Source organism: Legionella sp. PC997 (genome assembly GCF_014109825.1).
Lineage (GTDB): Bacteria > Pseudomonadota > Gammaproteobacteria > Legionellales > Legionellaceae > Legionella.
This window is the reverse complement of record NZ_CP059576.1, coordinates 1,592,141-1,608,885: the sequence shown is the minus strand read 5'-3', so window position 1 is coordinate 1,608,885 and position 16,745 is coordinate 1,592,141. Positions and strand designations below refer to the sequence as shown.

Genomic DNA, 16,745 nt, shown 5'->3' with positions numbered 1-16,745 from the left:
CCAGTAAATTTAAGATTTTCCTTTGATTTCATCAATTAAGCGTTGTGCTTCTTCTTTTTGAGACTTAGTCCCATGCTCCATAACTTCATTTAATGAATGCAATGCGGATTCTATATCTTCCATTCCTATATAAGTTTTTGCCAGTGCTAAAAGGGTATCTAAAGCCTTTTTATTTTTTAACAGCGAAAGATCATTATTCTCTTCTTTCTTCGGGGTTTGAATTTCATCATCAGAGGATGAAGGAGTAAAATCTAAACCATTGTCTTCATCAACATGTTCTTGGGAATTCTCTTCTTTAGCGGGCGACTTGGATGTAAGTTCATGATGTAAGCCCGATTCAAACTCAAGTAAATTATCCTCTTGCGGTTTATTTTTTGTGCCCTCATCAGTTTGCTTAGATGATTCAAGTTTCTTTTCCGTAGGTATAATTTCCAACAAGTGCTCTTCATCTGCTGCCAATAGTGGAGACTTAGTAGCATTCTCTACATTAGGCGAGGTTTTTATCTCTGTTTCAAATTGTAACTCAGGCTCAGGCTGTAACTCAGGCTCAGGCTGTAACTCAGGCTCAGGCTGTAACTCAGACTCAGGCTGTAACTCAGACTCAGGCTGTAACTCAGGCTCAGGCTGTAACTCAGGCTCAGGCTGTAACTCAAGCTCAGGCTGTAACTCAGGCTCAGGCTGTAACTCAGACTCAGGCTGTAACTCAGACTCAGGCTGTAACTCAGACTCAGGCTGTAACTCAGGCTCAGGCTGTAACTCAGACTCAGGCTGTAACTCAGACTCAGGCTGTAACTCAGGCTCAGGCTGTAACTCAGGCTCAGGCTGTAACTCAGGCTCAGGCTGTAACTCAGACTCAGACTTTAACTCAGGCTCAGGCTTTAACTCAGGCTCAGACTTTAACTCAGGCTCAGGCCTTAACTCAGGCTCAGCCTTTAATTCAGACTTAGGCTTTAACTCAGGCTCAGCCTTTAATTCAGACTTAGGCTTTAACTCAGACTCAGGCTTTAATTTAGGCTCAGGCTTCAATTTAGGCTCAGGCTTCAATTTAGGCTCAGGCTTCAATTTAGGCTCAGGCTTCAATTTAGGCTCAGGCTTCAATTCTGTCTCAGGCCCAGATTTTAATTGAGATTCAGCTTTAAATTCCTGTAAGGGTTCTTTCGTAATGAGTCGCTCATCTGCACTAATAGTTGGTTGAGTTGGAGTAGAAGGTATGAGGGGTGGAGTATTAGTGACTGAACTCTTGGCTTTTTTTCCTTGATCACGCCATTTAAAATAAAAATATGCAGCAGCACCACTTGCCCCTCCCGCTACAAGCAATAAAAAGAATAACATCCAAAACTCATAGGATGGATCTGAATTGTTCATGGAGCTGCTTTGTCCTGCAATGGCTATCCGCTCTTTCATCATAGTTTGAATTTGATTACGAATTAATTGAAGCTCGTGATCGCGTATATCTAATTGTTTTTGTAATTTTTTATTTTGTGTTTGTAATAAACTAAGTTGTTCTGTTAATAGTGCATTAGATTCCCGCAAAGAATCTACTGCAGCAGATGTAATTGATATTTCAGCCTTCAATGTTCTATTCTGCTCGGGACTTACTTGTTTTTTAGTATCCAAGGACGGAATGGAACTGGGCACAGTAAATCGAGACAATGTTTGACTGGGCATCAAAGTTGAAACATCAGAAAACTTTGGCACCGGAGGTATTTGTGAGTACTCAGAGGCAGCACTGGAGGCTTGTCCTGTTATATAAGGCGGAGCTAATACATGATTAATTGATGTTTTTTCGTTCCATGCTTTGTCATGAGCCATTACTTCAACTGTAGCTAAGTCAGCAGGAACTTCCTGAAAATCTTTATCAGAAGGAACTTTAAGGCGAACTCCCGTTTTTAATCCGTTTAAATTTCCATCCGTAAAGGCATCTGGATTTGCACCCACAATTGCAAGAACAATTTGCGGTAAAATAGCATCAGAAGTTTTATATCTTTGTGCAATTTGCCAGACATTTTCATTAGATACTGTCGGGCCATATACTGCTTTTTTCTTCTGTCCAACATGACTTACTTCACGATATTTTTTAGTCGAACTCGTTGCATTTTGATGATAACTTGTAAATTTTCTCTGATAGGTTAAACCGCTTTGTGCAGTGGTACTTGCTAGTTTATAGCCAGGTGGATCCAACAATACTGTATAAACTTTATTAATTTGCCCTTTAGACCAGATCAAATCAACCACAAGTTGCATATAAGGGTCCGTCATTCGGTCGGTTGAATGAACCACCACCACGAATTTTCCCTGTTTATTTTTTCTAATATCAAAGAAGAGAGAACCAATTATTTCAGATTGCTCAATACCTAGACTTCGATAGCTTTGTGGATCCGCAAGTCCTACTTTGATACCTGACAAAGAAACATCGTGTACATCAAGTAATTCAATCTCAGCCAGAAAAGGCTGGTCTAAAGCTGATTCTACTTTCATTTCACCCAAACCTAAAGTGTACGCACTTATTGGCAAAGTAAGGGAAAATAGAGATGAGAATAAAACCGTTTTTTTCAATCAGAGCTCCATGCCCTTTGGGGTTGAAGACAGGTAATTAGTTTAAAAAAAATTAACATTCTTTACTAATCCATTCAAGTAATTAGCGTTCTTATGAGCATCTTACATAGAATTTTTCCATTTTAATATATTCTACTTGGCTCACGAAGCAAAGTTCTATTAAAATGCATTATTAATTTGATAACTCTACTTGTAATGCAGACAAGAGTCCATGGCTATCTCTATAAAATTTCTAATAAAATTGAGCTTCCCATCTCAAAAGGAATAATTAATAATAGCATGAATTATTATTAAAAATAGGATAAAAATCATGGAATTCAGCAAAATAAACCCACTTGCTTTAAGTATTTCTATTAGTATTCTATCAGCACTTGCTTCATTTTTTATGGGTTTGGCGGCTTTTGTTTTTTATACAGGTAAACCCTTTGTAGCCATGGTTGGAAGTATATATCTTTCATATACTCCTTCCGTGGCTAATGCGGGTCTAGGTGCGGGCATAGTACTTATGAACACTTTTGTTAGTAGTTATATTGCTGCTTGGGTATATAACTTTTTACTCGATTACATTAGATAAGGGTGGGTTCCTGAGTGTAATCTTGTATCCCATGATAATGGGATGCAGTATAACAGTCTTCAATGGAAATAAAATCAAACCAACAGGTTTGAAGTAGCATTAAAGTCTTGTATCCCATTTCAACATTAGTTTCAATCAATTGATCTATAAGTAACTCTAATTGTTCATGCTGATGCGATGGTTGTTTTGATTTAGGCTTTTCCTTGCACATTTTAGCAAACATAGCCTGGAACCTTTCTTCAACCATTTTAGGTACGGTCGAATTACCATCAAAAATACGATGATCAGCGCTGATTGATACAGGCAACATATCCTTAGGTACAAATGACTCAGTGTCATGTTGCCAAACAGGTCTTCGATCAACTTCCATTATAGTAAAGCGCATGGACTCAGTTTTACGAAGTGGTGCCATAGATTGGGTGTAGCCAAAAACACCAATATTACTTAACGAAATATACGGTGTTCCTGCTAGAGGATAGGGATAAGTGTTATATGCATATTCATAAACCATATCTTTCATAAGTTGCTGTACACGTGGATTTGTTTTTTCTAATTGTTCACGTTTTTTATAGCAATAAACCATCATGCCGACTATGGCGCGAATTTTTGCAGATAACTCATAAAAGCTAAGATTATGACAGTTTTCGAAAACAATTGTACCTAAATGATCCCCACATCCCGGTAGCAAGACAACAAGACCGACATAAGCTTCTTTCGTTTGAAAAATTTTTCTAAAACTCAAATAATTTCTAAAAGAATCCGATAAAGTCATCCAGGAACTAACTGCCTGCAACATTAAAGTAGTTAATGTCTCTGAGGCAAATTTTTTATTAAAAAAATCAAGACATGAGACATCGATACTAAACTGCCCAGTCATAGTTGGATCGCTAGGATTATCCCACTGCGTCATGAGTGCTTTGCGAATTGGAGTCATCTCAACTTCGCGATTTGACTCAGTATAATTTCGAACTCTGGGCAAAAGTTCATCTGCAAATTCCATGAAATTTTTCCAATTTTCACTGGGTTCAAGATTGACTTTATTTAGCTGCTGCGTATGTTTATTATTCAATGATTCTTTAAAATGCATCACTCCATCAACACCCAACAAAGCACAAACAGAAGACATATATTTATATTGCATAAAAATATTGGTGATTAATTGTTCTTCCAGATAAGCAATTTTCGGTTTTATTTGCTCAACATCTGGCATGCCAATATCACGATATAAATCTGCTTCACACACATGACGATGCTCATCTTCGAGAATTGTGGTGAACACTTTTGGTGCAACACCATAGCGGTGTAAACTTTCAAAAATTTCCTCAATCCATCCTTCACCAATGAGGTTAAGCAACATAATTGCTACTTTAGGGCAACTTTCTGCTCGAATAAAGTTGCAAATGATTTCAATATGTGGGCTGTAAGGAGGTGGCGAAGCATATGGAGCACAAAGCATGTAAACGATTTTAGTGAATACTAAGCCATGAAATATTTCGTCAAGCAATTGTTGACGCATACGCTCTCTGTATTCAACGGTTGACATTTTTGATTCAAATTTCAGGGGAATTTGAACTGCCAATACTTCGAGCTGTGCTAAAAGTGAAAACGTGTAAATATAAAATAGCTTGTCAGATTGAAGTTCAAAAGGTAAACCATCGCAAAATAACTCATCTATTCTATTTTTAATGAGTTGTTTCTCATCTGCGGTAATCTTGTTCCATCCTTCTAAAATCCATTTTTCTGCACCCCAAGATGGTCTAAGTAATTCACTAAGTTCTTCCACGATATTTACCTTAAAATCAAAGGGATTTCAGTATAGAGATAGCAAGCTTATGAGTCAATCATGCTCTGTAGCAAAACTTTTAGTAATTTAATCATGGGTTTCCTGAACAAAATATACTCAATTTTTAATCCTTCTTGCATAAAGTAAGATGCTTCACATAACAATCATAATAATGAATAATGGTACGAATTATTTGGAAAATAATAGGTAACTATATGAAATTCGGCAAAATAGATCCAATTGCTTTAGGAGTATCTCTTGGCGCTCTATCGGGAATCTCTACATTCTTCATGGGATTGATGATTTTAATTTTTAATAAAGGCAAACCCTTTACTGGGGTAATGGGAACAGTATACATGACCTATGATCTTTCCTTACTTCAATGCGTTCTTGGTGCAGTCGGAGTATTTATTAGTACTTTTATTAGTAGCTTTCTAATTGCTTGGCTCTACAACACGTTAAGGACAAAGGTTTGAACTAGAACCTAAAATATTAAATTAAAAACGGGGTAAGTATCTTTAAAATTCTGGATAATTACTTCAGACATCATTAATCTATTGCATTACCCCTACCTCTAATTCATAATTTATTACCTTGCTTTTCTTATGGGTAACTATGTCAGCATCATTGATTGAAGGAAAGGTTGTCGCCTCTCTTCGTCGAGAGGAACTAAAACACCATGTGCACGATTATGTACAAAGATATCATCGCGCCCCCGGTCTTGCTGTAGTTCTCATTGGCAACGATCCTGCTTCTACTGTCTACGTTGCCAATAAGCGTAAAGCATGTTTGGAAGTAGGTATAATTTCCCATTCCTACGATCTGCCAGAAAAAACAACCCAGAAAGAACTTATCAAACTAATTGATGAATTAAACGGCTCTGATCAAATTGATGGGATCCTCATCCAGCTGCCTTTACCCAAGCATATAAATGAACGTTTGATTATTGAACATATCAAACCAGAAAAAGATGTTGATGGCTTTCATCCTTATAATTTGGGCCGACTGGCGCAGCGTAACCCATTATTACGCCCATGTACGCCTCTTGGCATAATGCACCTCTTACAACATTACCAAATTGAAGTGAAAAGGAAACATGCTCTGATTATTGGTGCGTCTAATATTGTCGGACGCCCTATGAGTTTAGAATTACTCCTTGCTGGAGCGACAGTAACTATCGCCCATAAATTCACTCAAGATTTAGAAAAATTTGTGCGCATTGCTGATATTGTCATTATAGCCACAGGAAAAATGGATGTTATTGATTGTGAATGGCTTAGTAAAAATCAGATCATCATTGATGTAGGCATCCATAGACTCGCAGATGGCAGCATTAGAGGTGATATAGATTTTAAAAATGCCGTAAACAAAGTCTCGTGGATAACACCCGTACCGGGGGGAGTAGGACCAATGACCATAGTCACATTACTCGAAAATACCCTAAAAGCAGCCACATTAATGCATCAATAGACGACTATCATTATGATAATAAGATACACCGCCATGTTGTTTCAAAGCGTTTCTAATTTGAGCATCATTAAGAGAGGCTCAATTACTTATCTAAAATATCCCAGTCAAAATCTCCGCTCAACTCATCGAAATCATCTTTAAATTCCTCTTTTAAACGTTTACGCTCCAATTTCTCCTCAAGCATACGTCTAACGTTTTTTCGATGAGCTGTAGATTCGATATCATCGTCGTAATTATAATCAGAGAATGATTGGTCATCATAGTCTTCGTGAAGATCCATAGATTTCCTCTTTTATACTCTCTTAAAAAGAGTATAGTAGACAATTATAAAAATGTTTTAGGAACACCATGCTCAGTTATCAACACGGATATCATGCAGGAAATTTTGCGGATGTCATCAAACATATCGTTTTAACCCATCTTTTGGATTACTTAACGCGTAAAGATAAACCTCTATTTTATCTTGAAACTCATTCCGGGAAAGGGTTGTATGATTTAAAGAATAAGCAAGCTGAAAAAACTCAGGAATACAAACAAGGCATTCAATTAATTTGGCATGACCGACAATCCCTGCCCTCTGTTTTTCAAAACTATTTTCAATCGCTCAATCAAATCAACTCTACTCATTCATTGCGATATTATCCGGGTTCACCGTTCCTCGCGATTAACATGCTCCGCATGCAGGACAGGATGTATTTTTGTGAGCTTCATCCTAGAGAGTTCGAAGCTCTAAGTCAGCTTAAGTGCATGAATAAAAAAGTACATTTCAGCAATACTGACGGTATCGCAGCGATGAAAGCACTACTTCCACCCCCAGAAAAGAGAGGATTAATTTTTATTGATCCTTCATTTGAAATAAAAGAAGAATATAAAGAGATTCCTCTTGCAATTAAACATGCTTATTCTCGTTTTGCTACAGGTGTATTTTGTCTTTGGTATCCATTGGTCGATAAAAAACTAAATGATAGACTTAATAGAGGGATGAAAGAAATCAATCCCACAAATGCGTTACGTATTGAATTCAATCTGACTTCAACACCAATGAACGGTATGGGGGGTTGTGGTCTATGGATAATTAATCCACCCTTCACTTTAGCAGAAGAAATGAAAACAGTCTTAAATACCCTTAAAACTTATTTTAATTCAGGTAGTTCCTCTTTTCTTATTGAGGCTTATTCATGAATATCTACCCTATTCCTGCTTTTTCCGATAATTACATTTGGGCAATTATTGATAAAGCTGCAGGAACATTTGATTGTGTCGATCCTGGTGATGCAGAACCAGTAGTGCAATTTGCTCATACACATCAACTGCAATTGGATTCTATTCTGCTAACTCACCATCATCATGATCATATTGGAGGAGTAAGTCAATTACTCAAAGTCTATCCCTCATGTGCTGTTTATGGTCCAAACGATCCTCGCATTCCGAATGTAAATAATAGGCTATGTGAACATCAATCCCTTCGAATCGGACTATGTTTTTTCACAATTTTATTCAATCCGGGACATACCTCAAGTCATATTAGTTATTATGAGTCAAGTAAGGGATTATTATTTTGTGGCGATACCCTTTTTTCTGCGGGCTGTGGCCGTGTTTTTGACGGAACAATGGAACAATTACATCAATCATTGTATCTTTTCAAAACCTTACCACCTACCACAAAAATATTTTGCGCCCATGAGTACACAGAACAAAATTTACGCTTCGCTCAAACAGTGGAACCTAATAACCAGGTGATTCAACAATACTTAAACAAAATACATAATTCACCCCGAGCTTGCACCCTTCCATCGACATTAGAACTCGAATTATTAATTAATCCTTTTTTACGTACCGATGAACCTGAAGTACATAAATATGCACTCGCACATGGAGCATCATCAAAAAATTCGTTTGAAATATTTAGAATCTTAAGAGAAGAAAAAAACGTATTTTAATAAACTTTGAATGGTTTATCGAGATGACAGCGAAGCATGCCCTATTAATTGCTGTACTTGTAATTCTTGATCGATAAATGTGGGAGGTAATTTATTCTCCATTATTCCTTTTTCATTTTTTTGTATTTTTCCTCTAAAAAAACCTAATTTTGCCTCTCCAATACCAGAGAGTGTGCTTTCTTTCACTTCACGTACAATATTATTTGTTTTACCTGTTATTAACTGTGATTTAAGGTCTTCCTTTAATATAAATGAAGGAACATCTTCCGAAGATAAGGAATTTTCCGATGATTTTACAAGTTCATTTTCTTGTTGTGAAAAATGATTGCGAACGGTGGGAGCGAGTATCCACGCAGCAAGAGCCAAACTTACTAATGCAATGGGAATAGAGAAATATAAAACGCTATAACTTATAAATGCTGCTACTACCAATAGAAAGACCAAGTTCTTCATGTCAAAAGGTTTTGAAGATTCTTTAACCTCTGGCTCTGGCTTTAATCCCCCTGGTTTGCACACAGGTTTCAATTTTTCAAGTTCGTCTTTAAACTTACTAAGTGTTAAATGACCTTTTTTACGTAAATTTAGTATATTTTGCTTATTTTCTTCAGCAATTCGTTCATGATTTCTTTGGTAATCCAGGAGCTCTTGAATCGTTTGTCGAGTCTCATTGGGCAGATCCTCTGGGATGGATTCTAACCATTGGGCCAATTCTACAAAGGTAGTTTTTTCCGGGAGTTTTTCCATTAATATAAAGAAATTGGGATGAGCGGCAATCCTGATTAAATTTATAAAATCAGTAAAAGAAAGGGCACTCATTTGGTTTACAAATCTTGAGTCTAACTGACTTAATCGCTGGAAACTTTCGTGATACGAGCTATTTTTAAGTACTTTTAAAATCAACTTTGAACTTGCGGCCTGTTTTAAAAACAACATTACAGTATTAACTTTCAGCAACTCATCAGGTTTATTGTTTCGATAACGTTCAAACATAGCCAGTACATCCGGAATAGCTTCCAACCATGGAATGTATTGCGGCTTTTCAATAAGCTGCAAATATTTTGATAAAGCCAACAGAAGTGCTTTATTTCTTAACAACGGGCCAAACTTATCTAATAAGAGTCCTACTGTAATATTTTTTTCTTTATCTAAAGTAGTGAGGGCATTAATTGCTTCCGATAAATCATTGCCTATGTCATCGATACCAATAAGTATTTGTGCAACCAGTGATTCTGAATTTGCAAAACTACGTTTAAGCGCTTTTTTTATCCATCCCAATATAGTGGGTATGATAAAACGTTTTATAACAAAAGACATTGGGCCTCCAATTAAAATGGAGCTCACGGAAAGTATATGACTTACTCCTTGAAACCAATTAGTGATACTAGAAATATCTATGGTCGGAGGACTTATCTCATCCCATTTTTTTTCTCGAATTTGATTTTTAGTTACATCAAGGTACTGCTCCACATATGTTCTGATACTTACGACAGGAACTAATTTACCAATTACAGGAATGGATTGGGCAAACTCCAGCATTTCATCAATACTTTTTTTAATAACAGTAAATTGAGCATTTATTTTTTCTGTTTCAAGAAGCTCCTTTTGATTCAATGCATGCCCCAGTGCAAACTTAAAGCTACATCTCTTTTTAAAATAAGGCTCAAACAACTCCGCTAATTCATCCAAACTATCCAAGTGTTGTTTGGTTTGTTTATGCCCATCTAATTTCCATTTGCGGTGAAAAATTTCGGCAAAATTCCGTAATTGCCCCACTGAAGTTTTTTGCAACTTTAGTGAAAGCATTTTCAAGGATTCAAGTGGAATTGATGGTTGGACGAATTGCATCTGACGAAATTGATCTTCTGGAAGCCAATTGTCCAAGACCTGCTGGTAATCATTAATTAGTGTGAAAAGAAATTCATTGGCTGTTTCATCATCTATTTCAGAGTGTTGCTCCAATAACTTTGCATAATGTTTTTCTGCTCTCCGATTCAATGAACTCAAGGAACGCATTAATTGTTGATGATCCGCAATAGAATGCTCTTCCCCAAATTGAGATGCTAATATTTTGTCAGCAGCTTCACGTAGTTTGAGAAGATGACTCACTATACAATAACGAGATTCCTCCAATAAGCGACTTTTTGCACGCATTTTTTGTTGAGATATACTAATATCGAGTTGATGTCTTTTATAAGCAGCCGCCAAAGATTCGGCGGAGTCAGAAGGAGAACCTAGGTTCTGTGCATCAATGATCGAAATGAATTGTCCAGGTTTTCCATTACGAGCTGCTCTTCCTTGAATTTGACGCAATTCGCTCGGTGTTAAATCAGTACATGTATTAATGGCTAATAAACCATACTCATGCTCAGGATCAATATCTGCACCCCGAGCCAGGCTTTGATTTGCAGCAGTGAGAACATCATCTTTTCCAGCTGTATAAATAATGTTTTCTTCTGATTTTCCTGCATCTTCGAGGCCATGATAACTCTGAATTTTCCAGTCCGTTTGAGACATAATAAAATTCTTGAATTGCTCAGTAGCTTGCGGTGAACGCGTAATTAACAAAATAGGTTGAGTGGGATTTTGTTGTTTGTGTTGTTTAATCCATTCGAATGTTTTTTGAAGGAGTGCCTCTTTTCCAAATACCGTTATTAATCCCAAATCTGTAGACCGATCAGGATAAAAGGAAGGATAACTGTATGCTACTAAACCCTGCTGTTCAAAAAATTCAGCACGTTCTACACAGGCACCTGCGGTTGCAGTCAAACCAATTATAGGGCCTTCATGTAATCGATAATAGTCAAAAAAATTTTTGGAACTGGTGGCAAGGATCGTTTCTGTATTTGGTTCTATTTTGAATGGATAAGCTGGTGGTGGTTGTTTATTATTGAGTAAGGTATGCAACAACTGTTGAACATAATCAGAATAGTTTACATAGGGAGCTGGTCTTTTAGTGCTGGCAATAATTGGGGCGGCATAGAAGTATTCATTTTTGCTATCCTTCTTTTTAACAATATAATAATCTTCATTTTCTTCCAGCTCCTGAGCTATCATCGCTGATTCAATTAATATCCCTAAAATCTCATCAGAAACTTTTTGGGTAAAATCAAGAAATTCTTTATTAGGATTCTTGGCAATAAAATAATTTTTTAAATTAAGGATATCGTCCGTTTGGCTGCATGGGTTATTTAAATAGATCTCCTTTTCTTTGACAAAATCAAGGACCAATTGATTCATTTGGTGGCAAAATTTCGTATCATTAGATATAAAATCTATTGGTGCTGCCAAACGAAATTGCACTGTTGAAGTTAAGGTTGCATCAATCTCATCCCCAATTAGAGAGGGATTGGTTGGCATTGCTCTTTTCTCCAAAGCCATCCGCATACGAAATAAAGACAAATCAGATGCCGTCGAATAGTTGATCCCATTAGGGATATATTCCGAATGGGTGCTTTGCGCTGCTACAATGCTCGTTCCATGAGGTATTCCCAAATACTGATAAAATGGCGCAAATTTCTCCAGAGCATTTTTAGCTAATTGCTCATTTTCGGTGACAATATCAACCGTCCGACCATTCCCACATAATAGAACAGCATGCATTGCAGCAACGATACTCTTCCCTTCTCCAGTTTTAATTTCATGTATGATGTTACCTGGATGATGAAGATGTTTGAGAAGAGTTAATATTTGGGTATGACGAGGAAACTTGTTTGTAGTTCTATAAAGAGCTTCAGCGCTTAAAGCAATTAAGAGTAATTGGTTACGATGGACATTTAATCCATTTTTAATTTGTTCTTGGAGTTCCTTAAATAAAAGCTGAAACTCTTTCTCAGTCAACTCATTAATAGTGACTTCTTTATTGGATCCCCGAAAATTAATTTTGATAGTCTTCTTTGCCAGAAAGGACATTAAAAATTGATAGTCATGCCATAACTCTTCTTGTTCCTGATGGCTCAATGGTAAATCGTCATCACTTTCCGGAGATTTTAGTTTAATTTGGGCTATGTGTTCTCTTACTCTTTCAGAATGGTAGTCGTATCGCTCGAGATTGTTTTGATATTTTTTACGCAAAAATAATGCAATTCCCTCCTCTAAGGAAGATGTGCTCAATAATTCGACTACTTCTTCTGCATTTGCAGTTTTTAGTTGATAAAGACATACAATCTTCTTTAAAACTTGTATGGGTTTATTATTTAACTTATGCAATTGAGTCAGTAGCGATTTATCTTTTTTCTGATAAAGGATTTGACCAAGAAGCAATAAGCAACGGATATCTTCCTCATCCTTTTGCTCAAATAATGAAGTCATTCCAGTCAATTCTTTGGAAAGACCCTGTTGAAAAAGCCATTCCAGGGCACTCAAGGCAAGTGCAGGGGATTTCACGTTTTGTGCAAATAGTATTATTTCTTTGAGTTGAGTTGTATTTAAATCAGAGTGAAACTTTAGAAATTTCCTCCCTTCTTCACTAGCAACCATAGGAAGAAGCTTTTTAAAAAGTTGCTGAGCTTCGTCCATCCCTAATGGCAATAAAATTTCCATTAGAGTGAACAGTAATTTAGGGCTTTCTGTAATCTCCATTTTGAAAAAAGTATCCAGGAGAAGACTTATTAAATCCTTTGTTTGTGGGAGTCCTTGGTAAAGTTTTGAACTATTCCTAAGAATCAGTAAGAAACTGTTGGTTAACTTATCTTTTGACGCTGGATTCTGATGTTTCGCCATCTCATTCATTACAAGTTCACTGAGAGAAAAGAAGGCTTCTTTGTTCGGGGTTTTATCAAGAAATTGATCAAAGACAAGATAAATTAAACTTCTCGAGTTCATTTGGTAAACTGAAGTAATGGAATGTAAAAACACAGCAATCTTATCAATATCCCTCAATAAAATTCCCATATCCATCTCTGGATAAAGCGTCATTAGGTAATGCCTAACAATTTTTTTATATTCTGGGGAGCTATTTAATTCATCACACCAAACATTGATGAGTGACCAGGCATTCTCACCAACATCATTTATATCAGGGAGTGACTGAATTAAATTTTCTTTTTGCGTTAATAAAAAATGCCCTATGTTGTTTCTTGAAAATTTCCTTAGGAAAATTTCGGGAATTGGTTTTGTTATCTTATGAGAAAAATTTTGCTGTTCTCGCCAGAGACACCATATGCTGATAGTTCCTTTTTGTTTGTCGGTTGTTGATTGACTTAATGAAAGAAATAAATCGTCTATGAGTGAATAAACTTTCTGAGTTGGAAGTAAATGGTATAAATTTTGGTTCTTTAAAAAGAGAATTAATTGGTTTGTAAATTGTTCTTTATCAATATCCCGATAATATCCTTTCCCAGTAAACTGAATAACATAGAAGCTGAATAACAGTTCTGCAATATCCCTCTCGTTCGGCTCTATCGCTTTTTGAGTCAGTGACTGATATAGGTTTCTATAAAAACTAAGATGTTCACGTAAGTTTTGCGTCCCCAAATATCGAAAGACAGCTACTTTAAGATCATCATTCCCTGGTTGATGAGAGCACATAATTTGTAAGAGTTCATCCGGGGAAATTGAATAAGCTTTATTTTCAGGATTGATTGCTGAGGAATAAATCTGCATTTCAGAAGATACAAGACGAAATCCATTCCATTCACAGGCATAAGGTGCGTCCATGGGTAACAGGGAAATCCCTTTGATTTCTTCAATTTGTTCTTCCAACATCTGCTTTGACATGGCATGGTCAAGTAAATATTCTAAACCCGTACAAAATGTGTCGAGTTTACTTACTGGAGCAATGCATAAGCTGTGCTCATCTATTAAATTTAATGTGAGCTGAGATAATAATTTTTGTGCCTCTGTTTCTTTATTTCCGCTATATGCTAAAAATTTTGCATATAAACGACGCCATAAGTTTTCGACCGTACGTAAATCATTCGCATCAAGTTGGAAATTATTCTGCGCTGCAAATAAACTTAAGTGCAAGCAAAATCGTTCAAAATCAGGCCACGATTCTTTTGATTTTGCTATAGGAATTCGTGCCGCTAATCTTAAAAAAATAGATCTTAGGGGAGAGTTAAGGAGCTCTTTGAGTACTGAAGTATCAACTGCATACTGGAAATAAATTTTATAAAAATAAGCTAATAACCCTCTATCGTTTAAAAATGATAACAATTTTAATAATGAGTCCAGTCCTTTTTTGTGACTGCAAGTAAGTACATGTAATAGAATTTTTAGATTGTCTTCATTATGGGTGGGAAAACATTTTATAAAATCTTCTATTTGCTCAATTTCCTCACTACGGTTTAAACAATAAAAACGTATCAAAACGAGCATTTGCTGTTCAAGAATACGAATCTCCTCAGGATTGCAAGGTGGGTGCGGTTTGAACAGTTTTAGCAGGGATTCAACACACTCAATGAGCTCTAGTTTTTTTCCGCTCTCTACAGAAGCCAGTTCTTCTTCACTAAGCAATATATTATATGAAAGAGAAGGTACGAAGGGTCTCGCAAGGTGTTCCTCTTGACTTTTGGTAGGCATATTCCACAATTGAGACAGAGCAAGACTGGGTATTATATGGCTTCGGTATGAGACTAGTGTGTAATTATCAATCGTTTGCCCAAATAGATAGTAATCCTTAACTTCTCGATATTTTTCAAACAGTCCATCTCGTACTGATTCAATATTAGCGATTAACGAATTAGCCACCACAACTTCAATATTATCAACGGCATAATGAGGTAATTTGATCTTAACTAAGGAGGATGAATCATGCTTAGAGACCAATGCGGTACCAAATAATTTAGCAGCCATTTGCAAACGGAAGCCTTTATCATTGGCAAGTTGATTGTAAAATTGACTTCGGCTGTGGTGCTTAAGATAAAACTCTGTAAGACAACCGGCTTGCTTGAATAATTGTTCTTCATCAGTTACTTGCGATAAATATTTTTTTGCACAACTTTCCAATCTTTTACAAAAACTATCTAAATTAACTTTTAAATCCCACGAAGATTTTGAAGTCATTTGGGTAGAAATGGCTACATTTTGCATGGTTTGCTGGTTTAAGGTCTGCTGATGTGTCTCTTGTACTTGTTGATTAACCACTTGGGTCTGCGCAACAGATTGTTGTTGGGTTACTGATAATCGTGCTTTTGACTTGAGTTGGCTAATAGTCATTGTCTTTGATTTGCGTATATTATTGCTTACTTCTTTCGCATAAATATAAGCTCCTGGTTTTTTTTTGGCTCTACCCTCATAAACTTTATCCAACACTCGTAGCTCTTTATCAAACAACTCAGAAGATAATGCTATTGATTGGATGTTTCTGTAGGTCAAAGATAGAAGTTTGCTTGAAGAGAGGTAATATCCCGCATCTTGAGGAAGTGACTCATAGAGTGAGTTTTTTTCCTGGGATTCGGGTTTAAGTGCAAGTAGATTCGCATCGATGTCATCTTTTGTTATTAAAAAGAGGTGTATCATTGAAGTACACTTGCTTTCTTTTATTAACTGAGCAATCTCTTCATACACACTTTGTCGTATGGATTTATCTTTATATTGACTCCCTTTAAGAACAATGGTGAGTTCTTGATTACCGTACGCTGTACTATTTTGAAAAAAAGGCAATAGTTCTGTAACTTGCACCGGATATGTCAGTGCAACAACTTTAGAGATGGGACGAGACGCTGATAAGTACTCATAGGAGAGAGGCATTTTGTAAGCAATAAAACAGGCAAAGGCAGAATCAAAGAAATGATAATTTTTCAGAGAGGTGGTGTAATCAATATAAGGTTTATTCCAAGTTGAGCAAAAAGGATTATTGGAGTAATAGTCAATAATGGTTTGATTTACAGAATCTTTTGTACGATCCGAGGAAATGAACGGTTTATAGCGATAAAATATCGCCTTGCCGAGTTGATAAGATAGTCGTCCCGTCATTTCTTTGTATTCGACATGGCTTCTTACACAAAGATCGATACCCGGCCGAAAGTGAGAAGGTGGCTCTTCACCCTCCGGCACAAGAAATATTTCACGAAAATTTATACCAATTGTAAAACCTTCTTGGAGATAAATATTAAATTCATCAAGAAGGATATTGATTAAAAAAGATTTATCCCGCCAATTTCCAATATCATCAAGTTCGGCAATAGTTTCTAAAGAAATATATCCTTTTCTACTTTTCCAAAATTGCTTATTGTCATTTTTTTTTATGGTTTGAGTATCTTTAGGTACTAGAGCAGAAATTTTTTCGGTAAATGGATTTCTATACCAGCTTAAAACACTTTTCAGCAAAGTAAAACTTACATCATTTATTACCCCAGACTCAGAAGAACTCCACATATATTTTGGTTTATCAGAGCCAGAAAAAAAAGAAGTAGGCTGTTTTTTTATGTAAAGAAAAGGAACAACTGAATCATGCATCCACAAATCACTTTTATTTTAATCT

Annotated in this window: 9 protein-coding genes; 5 read left to right on the top strand and 4 right to left on the bottom strand. The window is 36.3% G+C overall.

All coding sequences use genetic code 11. The annotated features are described in order from the left end of the window. Positions 1-9: 9 nt before the first annotated feature. The gene (locus tag HBNCFIEN_RS06835; RefSeq protein WP_182393311.1) at positions 10-2,556 is read right to left on the bottom strand and encodes a FimV/HubP family polar landmark protein; all 2,547 of its coding nucleotides are present in this window, start codon (positions 2,554-2,556) and stop codon (positions 10-12) included. A 310-nt stretch (positions 2,557-2,866) separates the two neighbouring features. Here HBNCFIEN_RS06835 and HBNCFIEN_RS06830 point away from each other — a divergent pair, with 310 nt between their 5' ends. After that, positions 2,867-3,130, top strand: a complete 264-nt coding sequence (locus HBNCFIEN_RS06830) for a hypothetical protein (RefSeq protein WP_182393310.1) — start codon at positions 2,867-2,869, stop codon at positions 3,128-3,130. On the opposite strand, the gene HBNCFIEN_RS06825 is transcribed toward HBNCFIEN_RS06830, so the two are convergent. Next, a complete protein-coding gene (locus tag HBNCFIEN_RS06825) occupies positions 3,123-4,913 on the bottom strand; it encodes a 2-oxo acid dehydrogenase subunit E2 (RefSeq protein ID WP_182393309.1) in 1,791 nt (596 codons plus the stop codon). The two genes, HBNCFIEN_RS06830 and HBNCFIEN_RS06825, sit on opposite strands and share 8 nt — an antisense overlap. 215 nt (positions 4,914-5,128) lie before the next feature. Here HBNCFIEN_RS06825 and HBNCFIEN_RS06820 point away from each other — a divergent pair, with 215 nt between their 5' ends. Both HBNCFIEN_RS06820 and folD read left to right on the top strand, forming a co-directional pair. Next, the gene (locus HBNCFIEN_RS06820) at positions 5,129-5,389 is read left to right on the top strand and encodes a hypothetical protein (protein ID WP_182393308.1); all 261 of its coding nucleotides are present in this window, start codon (positions 5,129-5,131) and stop codon (positions 5,387-5,389) included. Positions 5,390-5,528: 139 nt separating this feature from the next. Further along, a complete protein-coding gene (gene folD / locus HBNCFIEN_RS06815; RefSeq protein WP_182393307.1) occupies positions 5,529-6,383 on the top strand; it encodes a bifunctional methylenetetrahydrofolate dehydrogenase/methenyltetrahydrofolate cyclohydrolase FolD in 855 nt (284 codons plus the stop codon). Positions 6,384-6,465: 82 nt separating this feature from the next. Here folD and HBNCFIEN_RS06810 read toward each other — a convergent pair whose 3' ends face one another. Next, the gene (locus tag HBNCFIEN_RS06810; RefSeq protein ID WP_182393306.1) at positions 6,466-6,663 is read right to left on the bottom strand and encodes a PA3496 family putative envelope integrity protein; all 198 of its coding nucleotides are present in this window, start codon (positions 6,661-6,663) and stop codon (positions 6,466-6,468) included. A gap of 68 nt (positions 6,664-6,731) precedes the next feature. On the opposite strand from HBNCFIEN_RS06810, the gene HBNCFIEN_RS06805 reads away from it, so the two are divergent. After that, positions 6,732-7,565: a 23S rRNA (adenine(2030)-N(6))-methyltransferase RlmJ gene (locus HBNCFIEN_RS06805; protein ID WP_182393305.1), complete on the top strand. Its 834-nt coding sequence runs from the start codon at positions 6,732-6,734 to the stop codon at positions 7,563-7,565. After that, positions 7,562-8,323, top strand: coding sequence for a hydroxyacylglutathione hydrolase (gloB, locus tag HBNCFIEN_RS06800; protein ID WP_182393304.1), 762 nt, complete (start codon positions 7,562-7,564; stop codon positions 8,321-8,323). Before HBNCFIEN_RS06805 ends, gloB begins: the two co-directional genes overlap by 4 nt. A gap of 15 nt (positions 8,324-8,338) precedes the next feature. Here the strand turns inward: gloB and HBNCFIEN_RS06795 are convergent, their stop codons facing one another. Next, positions 8,339-16,720 carry a preprotein translocase subunit SecA gene (locus HBNCFIEN_RS06795; protein WP_182393303.1) on the bottom strand — a complete coding sequence of 2,794 codons (8,382 nt, stop codon included), beginning with the start codon at positions 16,718-16,720 and terminating at the stop codon, positions 8,339-8,341. Positions 16,721-16,745 lie beyond the last annotated feature (25 nt).